The organism is Salmonella enterica subsp. diarizonae (assembly GCF_008692785.1).
Lineage (GTDB): Bacteria > Pseudomonadota > Gammaproteobacteria > Enterobacterales > Enterobacteriaceae > Salmonella > Salmonella diarizonae.
This window is the reverse complement of sequence record NZ_VXJV01000002.1, coordinates 543,995-568,601: the sequence shown is the minus strand read 5'-3', so window position 1 is coordinate 568,601 and position 24,607 is coordinate 543,995. Positions and strand designations below refer to the sequence as shown.

Annotated in this window: 26 protein-coding genes and 1 other annotated feature (1 of these 27 only partly in view); of the genes, 10 read left to right on the top strand and 16 right to left on the bottom strand. The window is 51.2% G+C overall.

The features are described 5' to 3' along the window. The first annotated feature begins 467 nt into the window (after nucleotides 1–467). From ychE to F4V72_RS06750, 7 genes are all read left to right on the top strand, one after another. Nucleotides 468–1,115, top strand: coding sequence for an NAAT family transporter YchE (gene ychE, locus F4V72_RS06780; RefSeq protein WP_000616775.1), 648 nt, complete (start codon nucleotides 468–470; stop codon nucleotides 1,113–1,115). A gap of 762 nt (nucleotides 1,116–1,877) precedes the next feature. Next, nucleotides 1,878–3,509 carry an oligopeptide ABC transporter substrate-binding protein OppA gene (gene oppA / locus F4V72_RS06775; RefSeq protein WP_053507921.1) on the top strand — a complete coding sequence of 544 codons (1,632 nt, stop codon included), beginning with the start codon at nucleotides 1,878–1,880 and terminating at the stop codon, nucleotides 3,507–3,509. A gap of 122 nt (nucleotides 3,510–3,631) precedes the next feature. Further along, the gene (gene oppB / locus F4V72_RS06770; RefSeq protein ID WP_000911097.1) at nucleotides 3,632–4,552 is read left to right on the top strand and encodes an oligopeptide ABC transporter permease OppB; all 921 of its coding nucleotides are present in this window, start codon (nucleotides 3,632–3,634) and stop codon (nucleotides 4,550–4,552) included. A gap of 14 nt (nucleotides 4,553–4,566) precedes the next feature. Beyond that, nucleotides 4,567–5,475: an oligopeptide ABC transporter permease OppC gene (gene oppC, locus F4V72_RS06765; RefSeq protein ID WP_000979653.1), complete on the top strand. Its 909-nt coding sequence runs from the start codon at nucleotides 4,567–4,569 to the stop codon at nucleotides 5,473–5,475. Nucleotides 5,476–5,486: 11 nt separating this feature from the next. After that, nucleotides 5,487–6,500, top strand: a complete 1,014-nt coding sequence (locus F4V72_RS06760) for an ABC transporter ATP-binding protein (protein WP_079817681.1) — start codon at nucleotides 5,487–5,489, stop codon at nucleotides 6,498–6,500. Continuing rightward, nucleotides 6,497–7,501: a murein tripeptide/oligopeptide ABC transporter ATP-binding protein OppF gene (gene oppF / locus F4V72_RS06755; protein ID WP_053507923.1), complete on the top strand. Its 1,005-nt coding sequence runs from the start codon at nucleotides 6,497–6,499 to the stop codon at nucleotides 7,499–7,501. Before F4V72_RS06760 ends, oppF begins: the two co-directional genes overlap by 4 nt. A 47-nt stretch (nucleotides 7,502–7,548) precedes the next feature. Continuing rightward, the gene (locus tag F4V72_RS06750) at nucleotides 7,549–8,385 is read left to right on the top strand and encodes an ion transporter (RefSeq protein WP_023246933.1); all 837 of its coding nucleotides are present in this window, start codon (nucleotides 7,549–7,551) and stop codon (nucleotides 8,383–8,385) included. Between the two features lie 47 nt (nucleotides 8,386–8,432). On the opposite strand, the gene F4V72_RS06745 is transcribed toward F4V72_RS06750, so the two are convergent. Further along, nucleotides 8,433–8,762: an HI1450 family dsDNA-mimic protein gene (locus F4V72_RS06745; protein ID WP_000425070.1), complete on the bottom strand. Its 330-nt coding sequence runs from the start codon at nucleotides 8,760–8,762 to the stop codon at nucleotides 8,433–8,435. 33 nt (nucleotides 8,763–8,795) lie between these two features. Further along, nucleotides 8,796–10,256, bottom strand: coding sequence for a cardiolipin synthase (cls, locus tag F4V72_RS06740; RefSeq protein WP_000206886.1), 1,461 nt, complete (start codon nucleotides 10,254–10,256; stop codon nucleotides 8,796–8,798). Between the two features lie 142 nt (nucleotides 10,257–10,398). Between cls and F4V72_RS06735 the strand changes: the two genes are divergently transcribed. Continuing rightward, nucleotides 10,399–10,572: a YciY family protein gene (locus F4V72_RS06735; protein WP_023180195.1), complete on the top strand. Its 174-nt coding sequence runs from the start codon at nucleotides 10,399–10,401 to the stop codon at nucleotides 10,570–10,572. A gap of 43 nt (nucleotides 10,573–10,615) precedes the next feature. On the opposite strand, the gene F4V72_RS06730 is transcribed toward F4V72_RS06735, so the two are convergent. Beyond that, nucleotides 10,616–10,912: a YciI family protein gene (locus tag F4V72_RS06730; protein WP_023246932.1), complete on the bottom strand. Its 297-nt coding sequence runs from the start codon at nucleotides 10,910–10,912 to the stop codon at nucleotides 10,616–10,618. A gap of 221 nt (nucleotides 10,913–11,133) precedes the next feature. Here F4V72_RS06730 and tonB point away from each other — a divergent pair, with 221 nt between their 5' ends. After that, nucleotides 11,134–11,856: a TonB system transport protein TonB gene (tonB, locus tag F4V72_RS06725; RefSeq protein WP_136058613.1), complete on the top strand. Its 723-nt coding sequence runs from the start codon at nucleotides 11,134–11,136 to the stop codon at nucleotides 11,854–11,856. A gap of 69 nt (nucleotides 11,857–11,925) precedes the next feature. On the opposite strand, the gene yciA is transcribed toward tonB, so the two are convergent. The 4 genes from yciA to F4V72_RS06705 form a co-directional block, all read right to left on the bottom strand. Then, nucleotides 11,926–12,327 (bottom strand): acyl-CoA thioester hydrolase YciA, encoded by a 402-nt coding sequence (gene yciA, locus F4V72_RS06720; RefSeq protein ID WP_053529005.1) that lies wholly within the window; start codon nucleotides 12,325–12,327, stop codon nucleotides 11,926–11,928. A 156-nt stretch (nucleotides 12,328–12,483) separates the two neighbouring features. Next, nucleotides 12,484–13,023 carry a septation protein A gene (locus F4V72_RS06715; RefSeq protein ID WP_000808683.1) on the bottom strand — a complete coding sequence of 180 codons (540 nt, stop codon included), beginning with the start codon at nucleotides 13,021–13,023 and terminating at the stop codon, nucleotides 12,484–12,486. 56 nt (nucleotides 13,024–13,079) lie between these two features. Further along, entirely contained in the window at nucleotides 13,080–13,823 is a 744-nt protein-coding gene (locus tag F4V72_RS06710; protein WP_023246930.1) for a YciC family protein, read from the bottom strand. Nucleotides 13,824–13,848: 25 nt separating this feature from the next. Then, nucleotides 13,849–14,253: a YkgJ family cysteine cluster protein gene (locus F4V72_RS06705; protein WP_136058301.1), complete on the bottom strand. Its 405-nt coding sequence runs from the start codon at nucleotides 14,251–14,253 to the stop codon at nucleotides 13,849–13,851. Between the two features lie 337 nt (nucleotides 14,254–14,590). On the opposite strand from F4V72_RS06705, the gene ompW reads away from it, so the two are divergent. Further along, nucleotides 14,591–15,229, top strand: coding sequence for an outer membrane protein OmpW (gene ompW / locus F4V72_RS06700; protein WP_023246928.1), 639 nt, complete (start codon nucleotides 14,591–14,593; stop codon nucleotides 15,227–15,229). Nucleotides 15,230–15,310: 81 nt separating this feature from the next. Here ompW and F4V72_RS06695 read toward each other — a convergent pair whose 3' ends face one another. The 9 genes from F4V72_RS06695 to F4V72_RS06655 form a co-directional block, all read right to left on the bottom strand. Further along, nucleotides 15,311–16,189 carry a manganese catalase family protein gene (locus F4V72_RS06695; RefSeq protein ID WP_000488353.1) on the bottom strand — a complete coding sequence of 293 codons (879 nt, stop codon included), beginning with the start codon at nucleotides 16,187–16,189 and terminating at the stop codon, nucleotides 15,311–15,313. Between the two features lie 19 nt (nucleotides 16,190–16,208). Beyond that, nucleotides 16,209–16,715 (bottom strand): ferritin-like domain-containing protein, encoded by a 507-nt coding sequence (locus F4V72_RS06690; protein ID WP_001109977.1) that lies wholly within the window; start codon nucleotides 16,713–16,715, stop codon nucleotides 16,209–16,211. Nucleotides 16,716–16,788: 73 nt separating this feature from the next. Next, nucleotides 16,789–17,292: a ferritin-like domain-containing protein gene (locus tag F4V72_RS06685; protein WP_053529008.1), complete on the bottom strand. Its 504-nt coding sequence runs from the start codon at nucleotides 17,290–17,292 to the stop codon at nucleotides 16,789–16,791. 89 nt (nucleotides 17,293–17,381) lie between these two features. Beyond that, nucleotides 17,382–17,564, bottom strand: coding sequence for a general stress protein (locus F4V72_RS06680; protein ID WP_000807657.1), 183 nt, complete (start codon nucleotides 17,562–17,564; stop codon nucleotides 17,382–17,384). Between the two features lie 478 nt (nucleotides 17,565–18,042). Beyond that, nucleotides 18,043–18,849 (bottom strand): tryptophan synthase subunit alpha, encoded by an 807-nt coding sequence (trpA, locus tag F4V72_RS06675; protein ID WP_136058300.1) that lies wholly within the window; start codon nucleotides 18,847–18,849, stop codon nucleotides 18,043–18,045. Continuing rightward, nucleotides 18,849–20,042 carry a tryptophan synthase subunit beta gene (trpB, locus tag F4V72_RS06670; protein WP_023246926.1) on the bottom strand — a complete coding sequence of 398 codons (1,194 nt, stop codon included), beginning with the start codon at nucleotides 20,040–20,042 and terminating at the stop codon, nucleotides 18,849–18,851. The genes trpA and trpB overlap by 1 nt, the downstream gene beginning before the upstream one ends. Before the next feature lie 9 nt (nucleotides 20,043–20,051). Beyond that, the gene (gene trpCF, locus F4V72_RS06665; RefSeq protein WP_053507927.1) at nucleotides 20,052–21,410 is read right to left on the bottom strand and encodes a bifunctional indole-3-glycerol-phosphate synthase TrpC/phosphoribosylanthranilate isomerase TrpF; all 1,359 of its coding nucleotides are present in this window, start codon (nucleotides 21,408–21,410) and stop codon (nucleotides 20,052–20,054) included. A gap of 3 nt (nucleotides 21,411–21,413) precedes the next feature. After that, nucleotides 21,414–23,009, bottom strand: coding sequence for a bifunctional anthranilate synthase glutamate amidotransferase component TrpG/anthranilate phosphoribosyltransferase TrpD (gene trpD / locus F4V72_RS06660; protein WP_023246924.1), 1,596 nt, complete (start codon nucleotides 23,007–23,009; stop codon nucleotides 21,414–21,416). Then, nucleotides 23,009–24,571 carry an anthranilate synthase component 1 gene (locus F4V72_RS06655; protein ID WP_053507929.1) on the bottom strand — a complete coding sequence of 521 codons (1,563 nt, stop codon included), beginning with the start codon at nucleotides 24,569–24,571 and terminating at the stop codon, nucleotides 23,009–23,011. Before F4V72_RS06655 ends, trpD begins: the two co-directional genes overlap by 1 nt. Nucleotides 24,572–24,594: 23 nt before the next feature. After that, nucleotides 24,595–24,607 (bottom strand) — a sequence feature (Trp leader region); it runs 83 nt beyond the window's last position.

Below are 24,607 nucleotides of genomic sequence, written 5' to 3'. Positions count from 1 at the left end.
CTGATAATGTTAAACTTTTTTAGTAAATCATCTGCGCGATACGTGAGTATAGACAGATCGACGATACTTTGTATAAATACCTGAAATTCAGGTGGTTACTTAACGTCCGTTTCGCTCTGATTTACTAAAAGAGCTTCTGCGTCAGTATCGTTTAACGCTAACGCATTACGTCTAGGTGGCGTTAGCAAGATTACTCACTTCTGAGTAGTGATTGTGTGATCTAAATCAAGTTTACGCAAAGCTGACACCTTTCAGCAGGCCATTTCAACGTTTTACGTTAAGTGTTAATAAAATGTTGTCATGAAGAGTGGGTGGATTAGCATAACTAGTACATATTAATAACAGCGAAGAATGGATGAAATTAGGTGTAGATAAGAGGTGAACTATGCGAATAAAAGGCGTATCTTCTGCGCGTTTTGATCATTAACGAACATTGACTTCATCCGGCTAACGCTTCGGAGCTAACCGTGATTCAAACGCTTTTTGATTTTCCTGTTTACTTTAAGTTTTTTATCGGGCTCTTTGCGCTGGTTAACCCGGTGGGGATTATTCCCGTTTTCATCAGCATGACCAGCTACCAGACGGCCACGGCGCGTAATAAAACTAACCTCACCGCGAATCTGTCGGTGGCGATTATCTTGTGGAGTTCCTTATTCCTCGGAGATGGCATCCTGCAGCTATTTGGCATTTCTATTGATTCGTTCAGAATTGCGGGCGGTATCCTGGTTGTCACCATTGCGATGTCGATGATCAGCGGTAAGCTGGGGGAAGATAAACAAAACAAGCAAGAAAAATCAGAGACGGCCATACGCGAGAGCATTGGCGTTGTGCCGTTAGCGCTACCGTTAATGGCGGGGCCTGGGGCGATTAGCTCCACTATCGTCTGGGGGACGCGTTATCACAGCATCGCGCATTTGCTTGGTTTTTCAGTTGCCATTGCGCTTTTTGCGCTTTGCTGCTGGGGCGTGTTCCGTATGGCGCCGTGGCTGGTCCGTTTGCTGGGGCAAACCGGTATCAACGTTATTACCCGAATCATGGGGTTGTTGTTAATGGCGCTCGGCATCGAATTTATTGTCACAGGAATAAAAGGCATTTTCCCCGGCTTGCTCAATTAAACTCCCTCATTGATTTACAGGCGGCGCCCTAAGGGGCTGCCTTGTGACATTCCCACGTAACACTTCTTACTTTGATACGCATTCAGCATTTAAATGATAAAGAATATTAATATAGCCTAATGCTATTTATTTTTATTAATCAAATCATTATGAACATTACTCAGTCCGTGAGAAGCGGTGCGTCTGTTATTTTATTCACATCATACTCTGGGGCTTGATGAAGGATTATTGAAATGTTATTAGTTGTTTCAGCGCCATCCTAGATTAATGTGCTAAATAATGAGCATTTGTTAAATTTGTGTGTTTTTTTTGAGGCGAGCATATCACTACAGAGTGATAAAGAGAGGTTTTTCTACCAACTCATTGATTAAAAATAATAAATTAAAATTTTTTAACATTTTTTAGCCGTTTTTCGGGGCAGAGAATTTTCCATAAAAGAGAATTGGTTAACAAATTTGTAAAATGAATTGGCGGTTCAGAAACGCATTTGATACTTTCCGGCCAAACATTTTGCAGAAGATTTTACATTGTTGATAACTATTTTCATTTAGATGGTTGTCAGGAATAACGTGCGACGTGGGCAGGTACGTCGTATACCGAATCGACGAAAGGCGATCGAACGAATCGTCAGAATAAATAAAGTCGGTGATAGCAAAAGCAGTGACAGACCTGGCAGTACACCACCAGTGCTGTACAGGAACCCTGACGGGATTAAACAGGCTGGTAAAAACCAGTAATTATAATGAGTGGAGTACAAACACAATGTCTAACATCACGAAAAAAAGTTTGATTGCAGCGGGAATACTCACTGCGCTCATCGCCGCCAGCGCCGCGACTGCGGCAGACGTGCCCGCCGGCGTTCAGTTAGCCGACAAGCAAACGTTGGTACGTAATAATGGCTCGGAAGTGCAGTCTCTCGACCCGCATAAAATTGAAGGCGTGCCGGAATCGAACGTCAACCGTGACCTCTTCGAAGGCTTATTAATTAGCGATGTAGAGGGACATCCTTCACCGGGCGTTGCGGAAAAATGGGAAAATAAGGATTTTAAAGTCTGGACATTCCATCTGCGTAAAAATGCGAAATGGTCAGACGGTACGCCCGTCACCGCCCATGATTTTGTTTATAGCTGGCAACGCCTGGCCGATCCTAATACGGCATCGCCGTACGCCAGCTATCTGCAATACGGTCATATTGCTAATATTGATGATATTATCGCCGGTAAAAAACCCGCCACCGATCTGGGGGTAAAAGCGCTTGATGATCACACCTTTGAAGTGACCTTAAGTGAGCCGGTGCCTTATTTCTACAAATTGTTGGTTCACCCTTCAGTGTCTCCTGTACCAAAATCAGCGGTCGAAAAATTTGGGGATAAATGGACGCAACCAGCCAATATTGTCACCAACGGTGCCTATAAGTTAAAAAACTGGGTAGTGAACGAACGTATCGTGCTGGAACGTAACCCGCAATACTGGGATAACGACAAAACTGTCATCAATCAGGTGACTTATTTGCCTATCTCTTCGGAAGTGACGGATGTGAACCGCTATCGCAGCGGCGAGATCGACATGACTTATAACAACATGCCGATCGAGTTATTCCAGAAACTGAAAAAAGAGATCCCGAATGAAGTCCGTGTAGACCCTTATTTGTGTACCTATTATTACGAAATTAATAACCAAAAAGCGCCGTTTAACGATGTCCGCGTGCGTACCGCGCTGAAACTGGCGTTAGATCGCGATATTATTGTTAATAAGGTTAAAAATCAGGGCGATTTACCCGCTTATAGCTACACGCCGCCGTATACCGATGGCGCGAAACTGGTAGAGCCTGAGTGGTTCAAATGGTCCCAGGAAAAACGTAACGAAGAAGCGAAGAAATTGTTGGCTGAAGCCGGCTTTACGGCGGATAAGCCCTTAACATTCGACCTGCTGTATAATACCTCCGATCTGCATAAAAAACTGGCGATTGCCGTGGCGTCTATCTGGAAGAAAAATCTGGGCGCCAATGTGAAGCTGGAGAATCAGGAATGGAAAACCTTCCTGGACACCCGGCATCAGGGCACGTTTGATGTTGCGAGAGCCGGGTGGTGCGCAGATTATAATGAACCGACCTCATTCCTCAACACCATGTTATCCGACAGTTCAAACAATACTGCGCATTACAAGAGCCCTGCGTTTGACAAGCTGATTGCCGACACGCTGAAGGTGACGGACGACGCGACGCGCAGTGAACTGTACGCTAAAGCGGAGCAGCAGTTAGATAAAGACTCCGCCATTGTGCCGGTGTATTACTACGTTAACGCGCGCCTGGTGAAACCCTGGGTGGGCGGGTATACCGGTAAAGACCCGCTGGATAATATCTATGTGAAAAATTTATATATTATCAAACATTAATGGCAAGACATGGGACAACAGTGGTTGTCCCATGGTGTCTTTTTTCATCGCACTATAACTTTCCCTGGCGGACCTGTTTGTCACGCCCGGGAAGTAAAGGCACACGCCAGAAGGTACGGGCAATGTTGAAATTTATTTTACGCCGCTGTCTGGAAGCGATTCCGACGCTATTTATTCTTATTACCATCTCTTTCTTTATGATGCGCCTCGCGCCGGGCAGTCCTTTTACCGGCGAGCGCGCATTGCCACCGGAAGTACTGGCCAATATTGAAGCAAAATATCATCTGAACGATCCCATCATGACGCAGTACTTCAGCTATTTGAAACAGTTGGCGCATGGCGATTTTGGACCCTCATTTAAATACAAAGATTACACGGTCAACGATCTGGTTGCCGCCAGTTTCCCCGTTTCGGCGAAACTTGGCGCCGCCGCTTTTTTGCTGGCGGTCATTATTGGCGTCAGCGCTGGCGTGATTGCCGCGCTAAAGCAAAATACGCGATGGGATTATACGGTCATGGGATTTGCCATGACCGGCGTCGTTATCCCCAGTTTTGTGGTGGCGCCGTTACTGGTGATGGTCTTTGCGATAACCTTGCAATGGCTGCCTGGCGGCGGCTGGAACGGCGGGGCGTTAAAATTTATGATCCTGCCTATGGTCGCGCTTTCACTGGCCTATATTGCCAGCATCGCTCGTATTACGCGCGGCTCAATGATTGAAGTTCTGCATTCGAACTTTATTCGTACCGCGCGGGCAAAAGGATTACCGATGCGCAGAATCATCTTCCGCCATGCGTTAAAACCTGCGCTGCTGCCGGTTTTATCCTATATGGGGCCAGCCTTTGTCGGCATTATTACCGGCTCAATGGTGATTGAAACTATTTATGGCTTACCGGGCATTGGGCAGCTTTTCGTTAATGGCGCGCTCAACCGCGATTACTCGCTGGTGTTAAGTTTGACCATTTTAGTCGGGGCGCTGACCATATTGTTTAACGCCATTGTCGATGTGCTCTATGCCGTTATCGACCCGAAAATTCGCTACTGATACTGGAGCTCGCGATGATGTTAAGTAAGAAAAACAGCGAGACGCTGGAAAATTTCAGTGAAAAGCTGGAGGTGGAAGGCCGTAGCCTTTGGCAGGATGCCCGCCGACGCTTTATGCATAACCGCGCGGCGGTGGCCAGTCTTATTGTCCTGTTCCTGATTGCCTTATTCGTGACAGTGGCGCCTATGCTGTCGCAATTTACCTATTTCGATACCGACTGGGGCATGATGTCCAGCGCGCCGGATATGGCGTCCGGCCACTATTTCGGCACTGACTCTTCCGGGCGCGATCTGCTGGTACGCGTTGCCATCGGCGGGCGTATCTCATTGATGGTCGGTATTGCCGCCGCGCTGGTGGCGGTCATTGTCGGAACGCTGTATGGCTCGCTGTCCGGGTATCTGGGCGGCAAAATTGATTCCGTGATGATGCGTCTGCTGGAGATCCTCAACTCGTTCCCGTTTATGTTCTTTGTTATTTTGCTGGTGACGTTCTTTGGACAGAACATTCTGTTGATTTTCGTCGCCATCGGCATGGTCTCCTGGCTTGATATGGCGCGTATCGTGCGTGGTCAAACCCTAAGTCTTAAACGTAAAGAGTTCATCGAAGCCGCGCAGGTTGGCGGTGTGTCGACCGCCAGCATTGTGATCCGCCATATTGTGCCTAACGTCCTGGGCGTAGTGGTAGTGTATGCGTCGTTGCTGGTACCCAGCATGATTCTGTTTGAGTCTTTCCTCAGTTTCCTGGGGCTTGGGACGCAGGAGCCGTTAAGTAGTTGGGGAGCGTTGTTGAGCGATGGCGCGAATTCAATGGAAGTCTCACCGTGGCTGCTGCTGTTTCCGGCTGGCTTTCTCGTGGTGACGTTATTCTGTTTTAACTTTATTGGCGATGGCCTGCGTGATGCCCTCGACCCGAAAGATCGTTAAGGAGTACAGCCATGAGCTTATCAGAAACTGCAAGCGTGACTCAGGCGCAGCAACCGGCGAATGTACTGCTGGAGGTAAACGATCTTCGTGTCACGTTCACCACGCCTGATGGCGATGTAACGGCGGTCAACGATCTGAACTTTACGCTTCACGCCGGAGAAACGTTAGGCATTGTTGGCGAGTCTGGATCGGGGAAATCGCAAACTGCGTTCGCATTAATGGGATTGCTGGCGACTAATGGCCGAATCGGCGGTTCTGCGACCTTCAACGGACGTGAAATTCTTAATCTACCTGAACGCGAACTGAATACGTTGCGCGCGGAACAGATTTCGATGATTTTTCAGGACCCGATGACCTCGCTAAATCCTTATATGCGCGTTGGGGAGCAGTTAATGGAAGTCCTGATGCTGCATAAAGGGATGAGCAAAGCGGAAGCTTTTGAAGAGTCCGTCAGAATGTTGGATGCCGTAAAAATGCCGGAAGCGCGCAAACGGATGAAAATGTACCCGCACGAATTTTCCGGCGGAATGCGTCAACGTGTGATGATTGCGATGGCGCTGTTGTGCAGGCCGAAACTGCTTATTGCCGATGAGCCTACCACCGCGCTTGATGTTACCGTGCAGGCGCAGATTATGACCTTGCTTAATGAGCTAAAGCGCGAATTTAATACCGCCATTATCATGATTACCCATGATCTGGGCGTGGTCGCAGGCATTTGCGATAAGGTCCTGGTGATGTATGCCGGGCGTACAATGGAATACGGTAAGGCGCGCGATGTCTTTTATCAGCCCGTTCATCCGTATTCGATCGGCCTGCTTAATGCGGTGCCGCGTCTGGATGGCGAAGGGGAGGAAATGTTGACGATTCCGGGCAACCCTCCCAATTTATTGCGTTTGCCTAAAGGTTGTCCGTTCCAGCCGCGTTGTCCTCATGCGATGGAGATCTGCAATAATGCGCCGCCACTTGAAGCGTTCAGTCCTGGTCGGTTGCGCGCCTGTTTTAAACCGGTGGAGGAACTGCTATGAGTGCTGTGATTGAACAACGTAAAGTCCTCCTCGAAATCGCCGATCTGAAAGTACATTTCGATATCAAAGAAGGAAAGCAATGGTTCTGGCAACCGCCGAAAACCCTGAAAGCGGTGGATGGCGTTACGCTACGTCTGTATGAAGGCGAAACGCTGGGCGTGGTGGGCGAATCCGGCTGCGGTAAATCGACGTTTGCGCGTGCCATTATTGGTCTGGTGAAAGCGACAGACGGTAAAGTCGCCTGGCTGGGGAAAGATCTGCTGGGCATGAGAGCGGATGAGTGGCGCGCGGTGCGCAGCGATATCCAGATGATTTTCCAGGACCCGCTGGCGTCACTTAACCCGCGAATGACGATTGGCGAAATTATCGCTGAACCGCTGCGCACTTATCATCCTAAGCTTTCGCGCCAGGACGTGCGTGACCGCGTGAAAGCCATGATGCTGAAAGTGGGGCTCCTGCCGAATCTCATCAACCGTTATCCCCATGAGTTTTCCGGGGGGCAGTGCCAGCGCATCGGTATCGCCCGGGCGTTGATCCTGGAACCTAAGCTCATTATTTGCGATGAGCCGGTGTCGGCGCTGGACGTTTCTATTCAGGCGCAGGTGGTGAATTTGCTCCAGCAGTTACAGCGAGAGATGGGGCTGTCGTTGATTTTTATTGCGCACGATCTGGCGGTCGTAAAGCACATATCCGATCGTGTATTGGTGATGTATCTCGGTCATGCGGTAGAATTGGGCACCTATGATGAGGTGTACCATAATCCACTACATCCTTATACCAAAGCGCTGATGTCGGCGGTACCGATTCCCGATCCCGATCTGGAGCGAAATAAGAAGATACAATTGCTGGAGGGCGAATTACCTTCGCCCATTAACCCGCCTTCCGGCTGCGTGTTCCGTACACGCTGTCCGCTAGCCGGACCAGAATGTGCGCAAACGCGACCGGTGCTGGAAGGGAGTTTTCGCCATGCCGTTTCCTGCCTTAAAGTAGACCCGTTATAATCGCAAGGGCTGACAATTCGTCAGCCCTTCTTTTAGGTGAGGTTACCGTGTCACTTTCTTTGTCGTCGGTTCGCCGTCGTCTTTATCATAATCTGTTCGATCTGACTACGCGCTCAGGCCGCCGTTTTGAAGGGGTATGCGCGCTGTTTGCGCTGCTTAGCGTACTGGTCATTTTTGTTGAATCCGGCGTAGGAACGGAATATCACCTGACATTTGATGAATGGCATATTTTTGTCTGGCTGGAGCTCTGTATTACCCTGATCTTTACCGGCGAATACTTGCTCAGACTGTTTAGCTGGCCCGCCCCGGCACAATACGTTTTTAGTTTCTGGGGATTTATTGATCTGGTGACGATTTTGCCGCTGTACGTCATGTGGCTGTGGCCGGAAATTAGCCTGAACTATATGTTTGCCTGGCGCGCTATGCGAGCGATTCGCGTGCTGCGCATTCTTAAACTCCTACGCTTTATGCCATCCCTGCGGGTATTCTGGAGCGCCATTATTAGCGCGCGTCATCAGCTTATTCTGTTCTATTCATTTATTGCGATCGTGATGATTATTTTCGGTGCCCTGATGTATCTTATTGAGGGACCGAAATATGGCTTCACGACGCTTAATGCCTCGGTGTATTGGGCGATAGTGACAGTCACAACCGTGGGGTATGGTGATATTACGCCGCATACGCCGCTGGGACGTATTGTCGCGTCGGTGCTTATTTTGATTGGTTATTCGGTGATTGCGATTCCTACAGGACTGATTACCACGCACATGAGCAGCGCGTTTCAGAAACGTCACTGGCAGCGAAAATGTCCGCAGTGCCAGCAAAGCCAGCATGAACATAGCGCGCAATATTGTAACCGATGCGGCAGTAAGCTACCGGATTAAGTACGCTTGCCGGAGGGCGCAATCAGACGCCATCCGGCCTGAACCGCTTATTCGCGCCAGAGAATATGGCACAGCTTGTGGTCCTTTTCCCGGCACAGCAGAACGCGGGCGAAAATGTCGTTAATTTCGCCGTCTTCGGTATCCGCCAGGCCAATAACTACCTCGGCAAAAAAGTCTGGATTCAGGTCAAAATCGACGTGCTCTTGCCAGTCTTCTGCCGGATCAAACAATTCCGCGCCGCCGCGCTCTTCGAATTGCAAATTGAACAGAATGATGTCAGCCGGATCAAGATTATCCGCTGCCAGCTCAAGAAAAATATCGTAAGCCTGCTCAAGCGTTTCGTCTTCAGTCAGGCGATTGTTCAGATCCATTTCCATAGTGACTACCTGTTTACTCATGTTGGTCACGTTTTACAGCAATGGACTAAAGAAGTAAAACAATCGCTCGGTAATCCGCTGCCATAGCGGACGTTTTACCCACAAACGCGCATCTAACAGGCGGGAGCGCGAAATATAATCGTCCTGCACCGCAGCCAGATCGGCGCCGAAACCCGTATCATCAATGACCAGCGTAATCTCGAAATTAAGCCACAGGCTACGCATGTCGAGATTCACGGTACCGACCAGGCTCAGTTCGCCATCGACCAGCACGCTTTTGGTATGCAACAGTCCGCCTTCGAACTGATAGATTTTCACGCCCGCCGCCAGTAACTCGCTGAAAAAGGCGCGACTGGCCCAGCCGACGAGCAGTGAATCATTTTTACGGGGCAGGATAATACTTACGTCCACGCCACGCTGCGCGGCGGTGCAAATGGCATGCAGCAGATCGTCGCTGGGGACGAAGTATGGCGTGGTCATAATTAAATATTCACGCGCGGCATAGGTGGCGGTTAATAATGCCTGGTGAATGAGATCTTCCGGAAAGCCAGGACCGGAGGCAATGGTATGAATGGTATGCCCGCTGGCCTGCTCAAACGGCATAATATTCACATCCGGCGGGGGAGGCAGAATGCGTTTACCCGTCTCGATCTCCCAATCGCAGGAGTAAACTATCCCCATTGCTGTCGCGACGGGGCCCTCCATCCGCGCCATCAAATCAACCCATTGCCCAACGCCAGCATCCTGTTTGAAAAAACGCGGGTCTACCATATTCATACTGCCGGTATAGGCGATGTAATTGTCAATCATCACCATTTTACGGTGCTGGCGAAGATCCATACGGCGTAAAAAGACGCGCATCAGATTCACCTTCAGCGCTTCTACGACTTCAATGCCAGCGTTACGCATCATGGCCGCCCAGGGGCTGCGGAAGAAAGCGACGCTACCCGCGGAATCCAGCATAAGCCGGCAGTGGATGCCGCGGCGGGCGGCGGCCATTAACGATTCAGCGACCTGATCCGCCATGCCGCCTGGTTGCCAGATGTAAAACACCATTTCGATATTATGCCGCGCCAGTTGGATATCGCGAATAAGCGCCTGCATGACATCATCGGAGTCGGTAAGCAATTGCAACTGGTTGCCTTTGACGCCCGCAATCCCCTGACGTCGTTCGCACAGCTTAAACAAGGACGATGCGACGCTACTGTTTTCTTGCGCGAAAATGTGTTTGCAGGCTTTGAGGTCATTGAGCCATTTGGCGGTAGACGGCCACATAGCGCGGGCACGCTCGGCGCGACGTTTACCTAAATGCAATTCGCCAACGGACAAATAGGCGATGATCCCGACCAGCGGAAGGATATAGATGATTAACAACCAGGCCATTGCGGAGGGAACTGCGCGCCGTTTCATTAGAATACGTAATGTGACGCCGGCAATGAGAACCCAGTATCCCAAAATGACCAGCCAACTCACCACGGTGTAGAAGGTTGTCATAACTTTAAAAATCCTTTAGAAAGCGTGTTGTTAAGAGTTTACGCGTCAGGATTCACATGGCAAATAAAAACACGGGAAAAGCGCTGGTCTGCATCCTGCGAGGGGGTATAATGGCGCTTCTGTTACAGTGAGAGTCGTAAACATGAAGCGTAGTAGAACGGAAGTGGGGCGCTGGCGAATGCTACGTCAGGCTGGCCGCCGTAAAGCGCGTTGGCTTGAAGGGCAATCACGCCGTAATATGCGTATCCATACCATCAGGAAATGTATCTTTAATCGTCAGCGTAATTCATTACTCTTTGCGATTCACGGTGTGTAAGCCAGAAAGGGCACCGTATGCGGTGCCCAACAGACCCTTCTTTTTAAAAAACCTTCTTATACGGTTTGACCGAAACCTGCGCATAGACGCCCGCTGCGACGTAGGGGTCCGCATCAGCCCAGGATTGCGCCGCTTCTAAAGATTCAAATTCAGCGATCACCGTTGACCCGGTAAATCCGGCTACCCCAGGATCGTTGCTGTCCACCGCGGGCATCGGTCCGGCAGTTAATAATCGCCCTTCATCATGCAGAAGTTGCAGGCGCGCCAGATGCGCTGGCCGTACCGAGAGGCGTTTTTCAAGCGAGTTGGCATTATCCTGAGCGTAAATGACATACAGCACGGGTAGAGCTCCTTAATCGGTAAAAGTCGCTGATTACGTTATTGGAAAGGGCATTTGACTGCAATGTAAAGATAACGACTTTGTTAAACATGCACATTTTGTGGTGTTTATGTACGATATCATCTTTTAAATGCCTCTATCGGCAATGCCTTATTGAATATGATTGCTATTTGCATTTAAAATTCAGCTCTGGTTTTTCAACTGAAACGATTATGACTTCAATGACCCTTGATTTACCTCGTCGCTTTCCCTGGCCGACGTTACTTTCCGTAGGCATTCATGGTGCTGTAGTGGCAGGTTTGCTCTATACCTCGGTACATCAGGTTATTGAATTGCCTGCGCCAGCGCAGCCTATCACGGTGACAATGGTTTCACCCGCCGACCTGGAGCCGCCCCAGGCGGTTCAGCCGCCGCCGGAGCCGGTGGTTGAACCAGAACCGGAGCCAGAGCCGATCCCTGAACCGCCTAAAGAAGCGCCCGTGGTAATTGAGAAACCCAAACCTAAGCCAAAACCCAAGCCGAAACCGAAGCCGGTGAAAAAGGTTGAAGAGCAGCCGAAGCGCGAAGTCAAACCGGCCACGCCGCGTCCAGCCTCACCCTTTGAAAATACCACGCCAGCGCGCTCAACAAGCAGCACCGCGTCGGCGACCAGCAAGCCTGCGGTGAGCGTGCCGGCCGGACCTCGCGCTCTGAGCCGTAACCAGCCGCAGTATCCGGCGCGGGCGCAGGCGTTACGCATTGAAGGACGGGTAAAGGTGAAGTTTGACGTGACCTCTGCCGGGCGAGTGGAGAATGTACAGATTCTGTCCGCACAGCCAGCCAATATGTTTGAGCGTGAAGTTAAGAATGCGATGCGCAAATGGCACTATGAAGCAGGCAAGCCGGGTTCCGGGCTGGTGGTCAATATTATCTTCCGTCTGAACGGTACGGCGCAGATTGAGTAACTCTGGTGCCGCCAGCGGGAATATAACATCACCTGCTGGCGGTGTAAGTATGTTACCTGACGGGCATACTTAACCCTGAACCGGGAGCGGGCGGGGTTTACCGTCCGGATCGACGGCAACATAAATGAACAGCGCCTCGGTGGCCTTGTAGCGCTGTCCAATCGGTTCTGACGCCACTTTTTTCACCCAGACTTCAATATTGATGCTAACAGACGTCGTACCGCGTTTAACGCAGCGCGCGTAGCAGCATACGACATCGCCAACCGCGACGGGGCGCAGAAATGTCATTCCTTCCACGCGAACGGTGACAACCCGACCGTGCGCGATCTCTTTGGCCAGTATCGCGCCGCCAATATCCATTTGCGACATCAGCCAGCCGCCAAAAATATCGCCGTTTGCATTGGTATCGGCAGGCATGGCCAATGTACGTAAAACCAGCTCGCCCTTAGGGGTATTATCCATTATTGTCATTGTAAACCGACTATCAGAAAAAATTACAGCCGCGATGCTACTATGAATTTTGTGTGGAGAATAGTGGGAATAAAGGTACTGAAGGGAAAGTGCAGGGCGTAAAGGTGGAGAAAATATCGCCAGACGTTCTCAGTCTGGCGATAAGTCACGGGAGGATTATGATTTATCTTCCTGTGGCAGATGCCGGTAGATATAGACACCGCTCAGCAGGGTAAAAATGAGCGTCAGCGCCGTGAGTCCGAAGACCTTAAAGTTGACCCAGATATTTTGCGGCAACCAGAAGGCGATATAAATGTTAGCCAGACCGCACACAATAAAAAACAGCGCCCATGCCAGGTTCAGCTTTGACCAGACCTGTTGCGGCAGTGCCAGTTCTTTACCTAACATACGTTGGATTAACGGTTTTTTCATCACCCACTGGCTTATTAACAGCGCGCCGGCGAACAGCGCATAAATAACTGTCACCTTCCATTTAATAAACTCATCGTTATGGAAAAAGAGCGTCAGACCGCCGAAGACGGCAACCAGAACAAAGGTAATCAGCGCCATCTTCTCTATTTTCCGATAGCGTACCCAGCTATAAATCAGCACGATTGCCGTCGCGACAATCAGTGCGGAGGTCGCCGCATAGATGTCATAAAGTTTATAAAACGCAAAAAAGACAACCAGCGGTAAAAAATCCAGAAACTGCTTCATTCTTCGATTCCATCATCAACGAGCGTCGAATGCGCCGCGTAACGGCGCATTGCGGATTATTGGCGAATCAACATATACAGGCGGAATAAGTAGATAAGCAATACTGCGGAAATCAGATTGCTCAACGTATTCGCCAGTACAGCGCCTACATTTGGGGTCAGTACAGCGAAGCTGGGCGCGAATAACAATAGCAATGTTTTAGCCAGTAACCAGCCTATCACCGCAGGCGCGACCAGTCTCATGTTAGCCCAGGCCAAACGCATACTATTGCGCATTGCGGCAAACACGCCCATTTTCTCTTCAACCAACATCACTGGCGCAAGCGCCAGCACAATGGCCATAATAATCCCCGGAACGACAATCAGCATTATACCGATTTGCACTAACAGGGTAGTGAGAAAAATGAGAATAAACAGTTTAGGTAATGCAGGGGCGCTGGCACCGATAGCGCGCAGCGCGCTAACCCGATGTCCCGCTGAAACTAACTGAATCATCAGGATGATACCGCCAGCCAGAATAGCGTTGCCGATAAGCCCGGAAAACGTCGAGGCGGCAGACGCGCGCAACAGGATTTGCTGCTGCTCCGGCGTCATATTTTGTACCAGCTCAAACAGGCCAGCGCTGCCTGCCAAATGTTCTCCTTCACTGAGTTGCGCGATTTGCGCATCGCTGGGCGAAAAGGCATGACCTAAGATCACCGTGATAAATGCGCACAGCAACGAAACCAGCAAGATAGTAATAAATTGATTTCGGAAAAAATTTCCGGCGTCACGGTAAACGGACTTCGCCGTGATAGACATGCACTCTCCTTGAGTTTTGCAGGTGTTAATTTGCGGGCAATTGTACCCTGGATAACTCTACAGTGGCAGTATCAGCAGTTGTATGGAAAAGCATATCTTTGTAAAGCGGCGGTAATCTGTATCGCGTGCGGGCGCGATTACACGCCTCATTCACTTCGCCTCCTTCGCCCGATCTCGAAAATTCACGACAGGTTGAAGGGCGGTTTTCATAAATAGCGCAACTGACGTTGTCGCCCGGTGTTCCAGGTAGTGCTTTACAGTGCGGCTGTTTATGGTTGATGCCGGCCATACAACGTAAAAAAGGGGTAACAGGTTCGGTTAATGACGCCGGAACGCGTCCGCTGGCATCGTCGCCTTCAGCCCAGTAAAAAGAGACACGAAAACAGGCACAACAGGCACCGCATGTCATGCATGGGTTAAGAATGCTCATGACTCACCTGCAAAAAACTCACGTATCAATAGATTACAACGGAAATTAATCTGTCCCGCAGTGTTCGCGAATCTTAACGCCACGCGCCATTGCGGAACATTGATTACCTTAGCCAGCCTTTATCGCCAGGGCAACAGGAGCAGGCAAATATTTGCATAGCGTGAATATGTCAAAATTGATCTGAATTCCTATAACCAGGATTTTTAATGCAAGTTCTAAATTAATCTGGATCAATAAATGTTAAATTATAAGAACAAATGTGATCTGTGTTAGATCACTTATTACTTCATTGTGGGTATATTCATCACGCTTTTATAACCATAACGATGGAGCGGGTATGAAAAAATTCACAGTGGCGGCACTGGCATTAACAACTCTTCTCTCAGGCAGCGCGTACGCGCACGAAGCCGGAGAATTCTTTATGCGCGCAGGCCCGGCAACCGTCAGACCTACAGAAGGGGCGGGTGGTACGCTGGGGCATTTAAACGGGTTTGATGTGAGTAATAACACGCAACTCGGCCTGACATTCACTTACATGGCGACGGACAATATCGGGGTTGAATTGCTGGCGGCCACGCCGTTCCGCCATAAGGTGGGTACGGGCACGACGGGCGATATCGCCACGGTTCACCTGTTACCGCCAACGTTAATGGCGCAGTGGTACTTCGGCGATTCCAGCAGCAAAGTGCGTCCTTATGTCGGCGTAGGGGTGAATTACACCACCTTCTTCGATAACGACTTCAACGATAATGGTAAAAATGCCGGGCTGTCCGATCTGAGCTTTAAGGATTCCTGGGGCGCGGCAGGGCAAGTTGGGGTAGATTACCTGATTAACCGCGACTGGTTAATTGGCGCCTCTGTCTGGTACATGGATATTGATACTACCGCCAATTATAAAATGGGCGGCGTTCAGCATCATGACAGCGTGCGTCTGGACCCATGGGTATTTATGTTCTCGGCAGGCTATCGTTTCTAATCGCGTGATGTTGTGACGAAAAAAGACCCCGCCAGGCGGGGTCAAAAAAGGACATGACACACGGATTTTACTTGTCGGAACTCACTTGTCTTCTTTCGGTTCGCCGCAGCCTAGTTCTGCGCCAGTGAGAGGATCAACGGTGGGGTCCGATTTCGTTCTTTCTGCCATCGCTTTGAGCAGCGCCAACTGCTCGCGCGGCAATTTCACTGTCGCCAGGCCATCGCCGCCATCAACAGCAGGCATCGGTTCTGCGACATAGTTGAAGTTCTCATCGCTATTCCAGCTACCTCGCGGATCGTCGCCTTGCGACATGTTGTAGTACACGTCGGTATACTGTTCTACCGGCGGTAATTTACCCGGCGGGAAGTTGTTACGAATCGAATACAGCGCCTTTTCAAAAGAGAGCTGGTGCGCGACTTCACGGGTCATTAAGAAGCTGAGCGTGTCTTTTACGCCAGGATCGTCGGTCAGATTAATCAGGCGTTCATAAATAATCTTCGCTCGCGCCTCTGCCGCGATGTTTGAGCGTAGATCGGCTGTGACTTCGCCGATAGTATCAATATAAGCCGCAGTCCACGGTACGCCGCCGGAGTTCGTTAACGCAGGGCCGCCGCCATACAGCAGAGAGGTGATATGGCTGTCATTACCATTCTGCGTCAGCGAGCGATAAAGTTCCGCTTCGCTTTCGGTGCCTTCCGCCAGCTCGCCTTTAGCGCCTTTGTTAAGCATCCCTACCAGTGAGCCGATAATTTCCAGATGACTCAGTTCTTCGGTGGCGATGTCCATTAACATCTCTCTACGACCGGCATCATCATCGCTTAAACCTTGAGTGAAATAGCGACATGCAGCCGCCAGTTCGCCCTGCGGGCCGCCAAACTGTTCCAGCAGCAGGTTCGCTAATCCAGGATTAGGCTCGCTTACTCGCACTGTATATTGAAGTTGTTTTACGTGTCGAAACATATTGCCTCCTGCTTATTATTTATTTCTTGGCTTCAACGCCATCTGCTTCAGATCGCAGTAAAAATTGTTCCGTAGTCTGCGGAATATGTTTGATAAGCCAGTCAGCCATTTGCATTTCTTCTTTCAGAATGGCTTCAATCGTCGGAATTGAAGCGGTATCGCCCGCTTTTTTTGCCGCCGCCAGCAGGGAGGTATAACAAGCAATTTCGAACTGCTCGAAAACATAACCGCTAATTGAGCCTTTGACAATTTCATCGGAAGGGAACATGCCACCGATAGATTGCCCCATTGCTGCCATTTTACTCATGGAGTCTTTCAACACCGAACGGGAAATGCCATTACGGTCCAACACTTCCTCGAGCATGGTAATTTGATGTTTGGTTTCACTAATATGTTGTTCAATTCTGGCTTTTATATCAGGATAATTTTCAATACGGCTGGCCATAGATTCAAGCATCGATTCTGCCTGTTTTTCCATGGCATGGGCGTCACGAAGCCAGTCATGATAATGTTCAGTATAATTCATTTTAAATTCCTCAATGCGTGATAATCTGCTCCGATAATAAAATCGGAATCATGCAAGCTGATAATTAAAAATATTATTTCGATTTGCGTTCAGCACTTTTATTAACATTGCTGACTGCTAAATCGGTAAGTTTTAAATCAGTTTGTTTTTCCTCGTCGAGGGTTTCTTTGAGCAGTTTTAATGCCTTGCTATAGCCGAGCTGCTCGGCCAGGGTGGCTAGCGTGCCGTAGCTGGCGATTTCGTAATGCTCGACTTTTTGCGCCGCGGCGATAAGCGCTGCATCGCGTACTTCATTTTTCTCCGTACTTTCGATGACTTCATTGGCTTCTTCAATCAGCCCTTCCATAGCGACGCATTTCATTCTTTTCAGTTTAATGCCAGATTCAGATTCGACGATCTGATCAATACGTTCAATCTGACCCTGGGTTTCTTCAAGATGAGAATGAAAGGCCTGGCTTAATTTTTCATTAGAGGTGGCTCTGGCAAGTTTAGAAAGAGCCTTGGTTAATTGTTTTTCTGCACTATAGGTGTCTGAAAGTAGATGGATAAAAAGGTCTTCAACGGTTTTGATATTCATAAATCTAACTCTCCTGGGCAAAATACTGCGAGCCAGAAGACTCGCAGATTTCTTGATAAAATCACGCGATATATTTACGTTACAGTAAATCAGGAATTATCGGATTTACGTCCGCCGTGACTATTCTGGCCACCTTTTTTACCGGCTTCAGAAGCTCGTTGCGGATCGTTTTTGAAATTCCCACCGCTATGTTGACCGCCTTTGCGGCCTGCTTCAGATGCTTTCTCACGATTTTCGGCGAAATTTCCTGAACCACCACGATGTTCGGCCATATTATTTCTCCTGTCTCGTTGATTACTGAAAAATTCGGTTTTTAACCGTGTCGACACCCTATTAAAATTAGTTGGTTAAGCCGATTAGTCAAATTGGCGGAATTAGTTGTGATTTACCACGTAAATAACGTATAAAAACAGGTTTAGTGATAATATATTCTATATTTTCTTTTAGAATAAGCGATTTAACAGAAAATGCTTTGCATTGCTATTAATAACAAGAGTCACTATCTGCGGCAATAGAAACATTAACGTATCGTTTGCTGACATTTCTTTACATAAAGAAGGGGAAACTGACGTGAAAACGATAAATTTATCGGCGTGATTAGGAGTTTTCTTAGCAAAACTTCGCTTCAGACTTTCTGAAAGCCAGACAGAGAATATCACCAAAAAGATTGATGATGTACTTCTGAAGCATGGCTATGGCTCAGCACAACCAATAATTAAGCCGCCAGCGTTATGCTGACGGCTTTACTCGTTATACGCGACTGGCGGCTTTCATGGCTGAGACAAAGGACCTGAGTTCCGCCAACATCTGCTCTGAAGACGAGTGGTTTTTCTCGATAATGTTGACAATGGCTGAACCGGAGATTGCGCCAGCCGCCCCGGCACGAATGGCCGCAGACACCTGTTCCGGCGAGGAGATGCCGAAGCCCTGTAACGCAGGCGCGGCATGGTACTCTTTAAGCTTCTCAAGGAGATGATGCAACGGCAATGCGCCACGGTTTTCTGCGCCGGTGACGCCCGAGCGGGAAAGCAGGTAGGTATAACCGCGGCCGTAAGATGCGATCTGGCGCAGAAGATCATCATCCGCATTTGGCGGGCAGATGAAGATCGGCGCGATATTATGTCGTAATGCCGCCTGGCGGAAGGGGGCCGATTCTTCAACCGGGACGTCCGCGACCAGCACGGAATCTACGCCAACCTGTTCACAACGGGCATAAAACGCATCTATGCCGTTATTGAACACCAGGTTGGCGTACATTAGCAGGCCAATCGGAATGGTCGGGTGTTTTTCACGAATCAGCGCCAGCATTTCAAAGCACTGAGCTGGCGTGACGCCAGCGGCAAAGGCGCGTAAGTTCGCATTCTGGATAGTGGGGCCATCGGCCAGCGGATCGGAGAAGGGAACCCCTAACTCCAGAGCATCGGCGCCAGCGTCAATCAGCGTGTCGATAATTTTCAGTGACTGTTCAATGCCAGGGTCGCCCAGGGTCACGAAGGGGACAAAGGCGCCTTCCCGGCGATCGTTGAGCTGTGCAAATAATTTTTCGTAGTGTTCCATCAGATTTCCCCTCGCGCTTTCAGGATATCGTGTACGGTAAAGATGTCTTTATCGCCGCGGCCAGAGAGATTGACCACCAGTAGTTGCTCTTTTTCCGGCTGCTCGCGCATCATTTTCAGAGCGTGCGCCAACGCGTGGGAGGATTCCAGCGCCGGGATAATTCCCTCATGGCGGCACAACGTTTTGAATGCTTCCAGCGCTTCATCATCGGTAATGGAGACATAATCCGCGCGTCCGATGCTGTTCAGGTGCGCATGTTGCGGCCCAACGGACGGGAAATCGAGCCCGGCGGAAATGGAATAGGACTCTTCAATTTGCCCGTCTGCTGTCTGCATCATCGGCGCTTTCATACCGAAATAGATGCCAACGCGACCATGTTTAAGCGGCGCGCCATGCTCGCCGGTTTCAATACCGTGGCCGCCCGGTTCAACGCCTATCAGCCCGACGCTGGTATCATTAATAAAATCCGCAAACATCCCGATAGCGTTTGACCCGCCGCCGACGCAAGCGATAACGGCGTCTGGCAGACGGCCCTCTTTGTCGAGGATTTGCGCTTTCGTCTCTTCGCCAATCATGCGTTGGAACTCGCGAACGATGGTGGGATAGGGATGCGGGCCTGCCGCCGTACCGAGCATATAGTGCGCGGTTTCGTAACTACCGGACCAGTCGCGCAACGCCTCGTTGCAGGCATCTTTTAGCGTGGAGGAACCGCTATGAACCGGGATTACCTCAGCGCCCATCAGACGCATACGGAAGACGTTCGGCGACTGGCGCTCAACGTCTTTAGCGCCCATATAAATACGGCATTTCAGACCCAGCAGGGCGCTGGCGAGCGCGGAGGCGACGCCGTGCTGACCGGCGCCGGTTTCAGCGATAATCTCGGTTTTACCCATCCGCTTAGCCAGCAGTGCCTGACCCAGTACCTGATTGGTTTTGTGCGCGCCGCCGTGCAGTAAATCTTCGCGCTTTAGATACAACGTGGTACGCGTACCGGCGGTAATGTTCTGACATTTCGTCAGTGCGGTGGGGCGCCCCGCGTAGTTTTTTAGCAGATCGGCGAATTGCGCCTGAAACTCAGGATCTTTTTGCGCGCTGACGAAGGCCTCTTCAAGCTGGTTCAGCGCAGGCATCAGGATCTGCGGCACGTACATGCCGCCGAATTCACCAAAGTAGGGATTGAGAAGTGTTGTCATGTTTTTTCCTTAATATGCGCGCAGTGTCTGAAAAACCGAGGCCAGAAGACGAGCATCTTTGATGCCCGGCTGTGACTCCACACCAGAATTAAAATCGAGACCGGCACAGCCGACTTGCGCCGCCTGGACGCAGTTATCGGCCGCCAGTCCGCCCGCCAGTAAAACATTATCCAGCGGTTGCCCCTGTAGTAGCGACCAATCGAAGCGTTGTCCGCTGCCGCCTTGTCCATTGTCGAAAATGTATTTATCGACATGGTGATAATCGCGCGCGGGAAGGGTATCGCCGACGCTCAGCGCTTTCCAGATTTGCACATCGCGCGGCAACGCCTCGCGCAATGCGTTGATATACGCCTGGTCTTCGCTGCCATGTAGCTGTACGGCAGAAAGCGACAGGACGGCGGCTTTCTGGCAAACATCGGCGATATCAGCGTTCTGGAAAACGCCGACGTACTGCAATGGCGCAGCGGCGATCGTCTCCCGCGCCTGGTCGATATTGACGACACGAGGCGAGGCGGGAGCGAAAATCAGTCCGCCGTAGACGGCGCCAGCGTCATAGGCGGCTTTGGCGTCCTGGGCGCGGGTCAGGCCGCAGACTTTATTCTCGCCAAGCAGCACGCGACGGACGGCGGCGTTAAGATCGTCATGCGCCATTAACGCGGAACCAATTAAAAAACCGTTGGCGAAATGGCTCAGCTCGCGTACCTGACCGTAGGTGTTAATCCCGGACTCGCTGATGACAGTCACGCCGTGGCCCAGTCTTGGCGCCAGCTGGCGGGTGCGATTCAAATCAATCGACAGATCGCGCAGATCGCGATTGTTGATACCTACCACTTTTGCGCCTAATGCCATCGCGCGCTCCCGTTCTACGTCATTACTGACTTCCGTGAGTACGCCCATTTTCAGACTGTGCGCGACGGCGGAGAGTTGGCGATACTGCTCGTCATCCAGAACTGAGAGCATCAGTAAACAGGCATCGGCCTGATAGTAACGGGCAAGGTAGATCTGATAGGGATCGATAATAAAATCCTTACACAGAATCGGCTGCGGCGCACTTTGGCTAACGACCGGCAGAAAATCGAAGCTCCCCTGGAAATATTTTTCATCGGTGAGAACCGAGATTGCCGAGGCGTAATGTTTATAAGTACTGGCAATACGCGCCGGATCGAAATCATCGCGAATCACACCTTTTGATGGAGATGCTTTCTTACACTCCAGAATAAAGGCGGTACGCGCGCCCTGGAGCGCATCATAAAAATGGCGTGTACTTGGCTGGATCTCATTTTGAAAACTGGCCAGCGGCTGTTGCTGTTTGCGGGCTTCTACCCAAATCGCCTTGTCTGCGACGATTTTCGCTAAAACGGTTTGCATTATTTACCCTCTTGCCGCCAGTGCGGTGACTCTGTCATATGCGGTGCCGTTGCGTAGAACATCAAGCACGGTTTGCGCATTGGCTTTGAGATCTTCCTGACCATGCAGACGCATCAGCATCGCCACGTTGGCGGCGACGGCAGCCTCATGCGCGGCGTCGCCTTTACCTTGTAATAACCGCGTCAGAATGTCACGGTTTTCTTCCGGCGTGCCGCCAGCCAACTGCTCCTGATGGTAAGGCGTCAGGCCAAAATCCTCCGCCGTAAGTTGATAGCTTTTAATTTCGCCGTCATGCAGCTCCGCGACAATCGTCGGCGCATGGAGCGAAACCTCATCCATGCCGCCGCTGTGTACCACTGCCGCGCGCTGATAGCCCAATACCCGTAAGGTTTCCGCAATCGGCAGCACCAGTTCCGGGCTGTAGACGCCAATCAACGCCAGCGGCGGATGCGCCGGGTTGATCAGCGGGCCGAGTACGTTGAACAGGGTTCGCGTTTTTAACTGTTGGCGAACCGGCATCGCGTGACGGAATCCGGTGTGATATTTCGGCGCGAACAGGAAACAGACGCCCAGTTCATCTAACGCCTGACGTGATTTATCGGCGTTCATATCCAGATTAATACCGAACGCCGCCAACAGATCGGATGATCCCGATTTGCTGGACACGCTGCGGTTGCCGTGTTTCGCCACTTTCATTCCGCAGGCCGCCGCGACAAAGGCGCTGGCGGTAGAGATATTGATACTGTTACTGCCGTCTCCGCCGGTACCGACGATATCCGCAAACAGATAATCCGGGCGCGGGAACGGGGCGGCATTTTCCAGCAGCGCAGTGGCGGCGCCGGCAATTTCATTGGGATGTTCGCCGCGAATTTTCATGCTCACCAGCGCGGCGGCGAGCTGTTCAGGTTTAAGTTCGCCGCGGACGACCGCCGAAAACAACTGATGGCTCTCTTGTTGCGTTAGAGTTTGCGCCTGATAGAGTTTCTCCAGAATCGGCTGCAGGGTGTTTGTTGGTTCCAGCTTTTGCTGCGCCCAGGCTAATGTCTGCTCCAGCAGACGCGCGCCCTGTGTTGTCAGGATGGACTCAGGATGGAATTGAAAACCGCAAACGCGATCCGCATCATGACGTACCGCCATCACCATGCCGTTGAAATGGGCGTTAATGGTCAGCCCGGCAGGAACATTACTGCCGACCAGTGAATGATAACGCGCGACCGGCAGCGGATTCGCCAGACCGGCGAACATCGCCTGACCGTCATGTTCAATGCTGGAGGCTTTGCCATGCAGGATTTCTCCCGCCTGACCGACATAACCGCCGTAAGCTTCGACAATGGCCTGATGCCCCAGGCAAATGCCGATGATCGGTAACTTGCCGCGTAGTCGGGTCAGCAGCTCCGGCATACAGCCTGCCTCGCTGGGGACGCCCGGGCCGGGGGAGAGCATTAGCACCGGATTTTTCATCGTCGCCAGGCGATCGATAAGCGTCTGCGCCGGAATATGATTACGGTAAATCACCACGTTATGACCGTTGGTCCGTAGCTGATCTGCCAGGTTCCAGGTAAACGAGTCGATGTTATCGAGCAGCAGAATATCAGCCATCAGAAGGTCTCCTGTGCATGATGCGCGGTGGCGATAGCACGCAATACGGCGCGCGCTTTATTACGGGTTTCATCGGCTTCAGACTGCCCAACAGAGTCCAGCACAATTCCGGCGCCCGCCTGCACGGTTGCGATACCGTTCTCCACCAGCGCGGAGCGGATAACAATACAGGTGTCCAGATCGCCGTGGGCGGTGAAGTACCCGACAGCGCCGCCATAGCTGCCGCGGCGCTGTCCTTCCGCATCGGCAATCAATTGCATGGCGCGTACTTTCGGCGCGCCGCTCAGGGTGCCCATGTTCATGCAGGCGCGATAGGCGTGCAGAGCGTCGAGATCGTGACGCAGTTCGCCCACCACCCGGGAAACCAGATGCATCACGTACGAGTAGCGGTCAACTTTTGTCAGATCGGCAACGTAGCGACTGCCCGGCGTACAGATGCGCGCCAGGTCATTGCGCGCCAGATCGACCAGCATCAGATGTTCGGAAAGCTCTTTATGGTCGGTACGCATGTCCAGCTCAATACGGCTGTCGAGATCTCTGTCCAGCGTACCATCGGCGCGACGACCGCGTGGACGGGTACCCGCGATGGGGTAAATCTCAATCTGACGGCTGGCGGCGTCATATTTCAGCGAACTTTCCGGCGACGCGCCGAAAAGCGTGAAATCATTATCCTGCATAAAGAACATATACGGGCTGGGGTTGCTCTTTTTCAGCACGTAGTAGGCAGCCAACGGCGACGGGCAGGGCAGCGAAAAGCGGCGCGACGGCACCACCTGAAATATCTCGCCCGCGCGGATGGCTTTTTGCAACTGGCGTACAACCGCGCCGAACGCGTCATCGCTCTGATTGCATTCGCAGCGCATGTCCGGCACCGGCGTCACCGGCAACGGCGGCGCAGGCTGGGTTAACTGTTGGCTAAGGTACGCCAGGCGGGCGTTCAGGCGCTGTTTTTCCCGGTCGCTGGCGGTGAACAGACTGGCCTGAATACGGGTGCTTTTTTTCTGATGATCTATCACCATCAGCGTTTCCGCTAAATAAAAGCAGTAGTCCGGGCAGTTATTGCCAGCCTCAAGGTGTGGAAGCGCTTCAAAGCCAGCCACCAGGTCGTAGGCAAACAAACCGCCGAAAAACATAGCTTCCCGCTCTTGTGTCGGTATGTTCACCACCCCCTGTATCAGGCGGAACGTATCAAATACCGACAGGGAGCATAAACGGGCGTCTTCATCTAATAATGGGCTGACGGGCGGAAAGCGCAGGACGCGACCGGCAGGCAGGGCTTCGTTCTCCACGCCAGCGGGCAGGGCGGTATCCAGTAGCGGCAATAACGAGGCGCCATTATCAGACAACGCCTGAATAGTGACGGTGTCACCTAATGCGGTAATGCGCAGCGCGCTATCCACCAGCAGCAGGCTTTTTAAATCGTCTTTACTGTCGATATCCGCGGACTCCAGCAGCAGCGTTGCCGGGCGGTCGCCGCAAACCTGGTGAAAAAGCGCCGTCGGGTTTTCCCGGTAGGCGGCATCACAGGTCAACAGTTCGAGCGTAGGTTTTTGTGTTTGCATGGTTGTTCTCATTAATTTTGTTCAAAAAAAAGCCCG

What these genes read in the sequence shown, in the direction of transcription:
- oppA (WP_053507921.1), top strand. Translation starts at nt 1,878, where the DNA reads ATGTCTAACATCACGAAAAAAAGTTTGATTGCAGCGGGAATACTCACT.
- oppB (WP_000911097.1), top strand. Translation starts at nt 3,632, where the DNA reads ATGTTGAAATTTATTTTACGCCGCTGTCTGGAAGCGATTCCGACGCTA.
- oppC (WP_000979653.1), top strand. Translation starts at nt 4,567, where the DNA reads ATGATGTTAAGTAAGAAAAACAGCGAGACGCTGGAAAATTTCAGTGAA.
- F4V72_RS06760 (WP_079817681.1), top strand. Translation starts at nt 5,487, where the DNA reads ATGAGCTTATCAGAAACTGCAAGCGTGACTCAGGCGCAGCAACCGGCG.
- oppF (WP_053507923.1), top strand. Translation starts at nt 6,497, where the DNA reads ATGAGTGCTGTGATTGAACAACGTAAAGTCCTCCTCGAAATCGCCGAT.
- F4V72_RS06745 (WP_000425070.1), bottom strand. Translation starts at nt 8,762, where the DNA reads ATGGAAATGGATCTGAACAATCGCCTGACTGAAGACGAAACGCTTGAG.
- cls (WP_000206886.1), bottom strand. Translation starts at nt 10,256, where the DNA reads ATGACAACCTTCTACACCGTGGTGAGTTGGCTGGTCATTTTGGGATAC.
- F4V72_RS06735 (WP_023180195.1), top strand. Translation starts at nt 10,399, where the DNA reads ATGAAGCGTAGTAGAACGGAAGTGGGGCGCTGGCGAATGCTACGTCAG.
- tonB (WP_136058613.1), top strand. Translation starts at nt 11,134, where the DNA reads ATGACCCTTGATTTACCTCGTCGCTTTCCCTGGCCGACGTTACTTTCC.
- yciA (WP_053529005.1), bottom strand. Translation starts at nt 12,327, where the DNA reads ATGACAATAATGGATAATACCCCTAAGGGCGAGCTGGTTTTACGTACA.
- F4V72_RS06715 (WP_000808683.1), bottom strand. Translation starts at nt 13,023, where the DNA reads ATGAAGCAGTTTCTGGATTTTTTACCGCTGGTTGTCTTTTTTGCGTTT.
- F4V72_RS06710 (WP_023246930.1), bottom strand. Translation starts at nt 13,823, where the DNA reads ATGTCTATCACGGCGAAGTCCGTTTACCGTGACGCCGGAAATTTTTTC.
- F4V72_RS06705 (WP_136058301.1), bottom strand. Translation starts at nt 14,253, where the DNA reads ATGAGCATTCTTAACCCATGCATGACATGCGGTGCCTGTTGTGCCTGT.
- ompW (WP_023246928.1), top strand. Translation starts at nt 14,591, where the DNA reads ATGAAAAAATTCACAGTGGCGGCACTGGCATTAACAACTCTTCTCTCA.
- F4V72_RS06695 (WP_000488353.1), bottom strand. Translation starts at nt 16,189, where the DNA reads ATGTTTCGACACGTAAAACAACTTCAATATACAGTGCGAGTAAGCGAG.
- F4V72_RS06690 (WP_001109977.1), bottom strand. Translation starts at nt 16,715, where the DNA reads ATGAATTATACTGAACATTATCATGACTGGCTTCGTGACGCCCATGCC.
- F4V72_RS06685 (WP_053529008.1), bottom strand. Translation starts at nt 17,292, where the DNA reads ATGAATATCAAAACCGTTGAAGACCTTTTTATCCATCTACTTTCAGAC.
- F4V72_RS06680 (WP_000807657.1), bottom strand. Translation starts at nt 17,564, where the DNA reads ATGGCCGAACATCGTGGTGGTTCAGGAAATTTCGCCGAAAATCGTGAG.
- trpA (WP_136058300.1), bottom strand. Translation starts at nt 18,849, where the DNA reads ATGGAACACTACGAAAAATTATTTGCACAGCTCAACGATCGCCGGGAA.
- trpB (WP_023246926.1), bottom strand. Translation starts at nt 20,042, where the DNA reads ATGACAACACTTCTCAATCCCTACTTTGGTGAATTCGGCGGCATGTAC.
- trpCF (WP_053507927.1), bottom strand. Translation starts at nt 21,410, where the DNA reads ATGCAAACCGTTTTAGCGAAAATCGTCGCAGACAAGGCGATTTGGGTA.
- trpD (WP_023246924.1), bottom strand. Translation starts at nt 23,009, where the DNA reads ATGGCTGATATTCTGCTGCTCGATAACATCGACTCGTTTACCTGGAAC.
- F4V72_RS06655 (WP_053507929.1), bottom strand. Translation starts at nt 24,571, where the DNA reads ATGCAAACACAAAAACCTACGCTCGAACTGTTGACCTGTGATGCCGCC.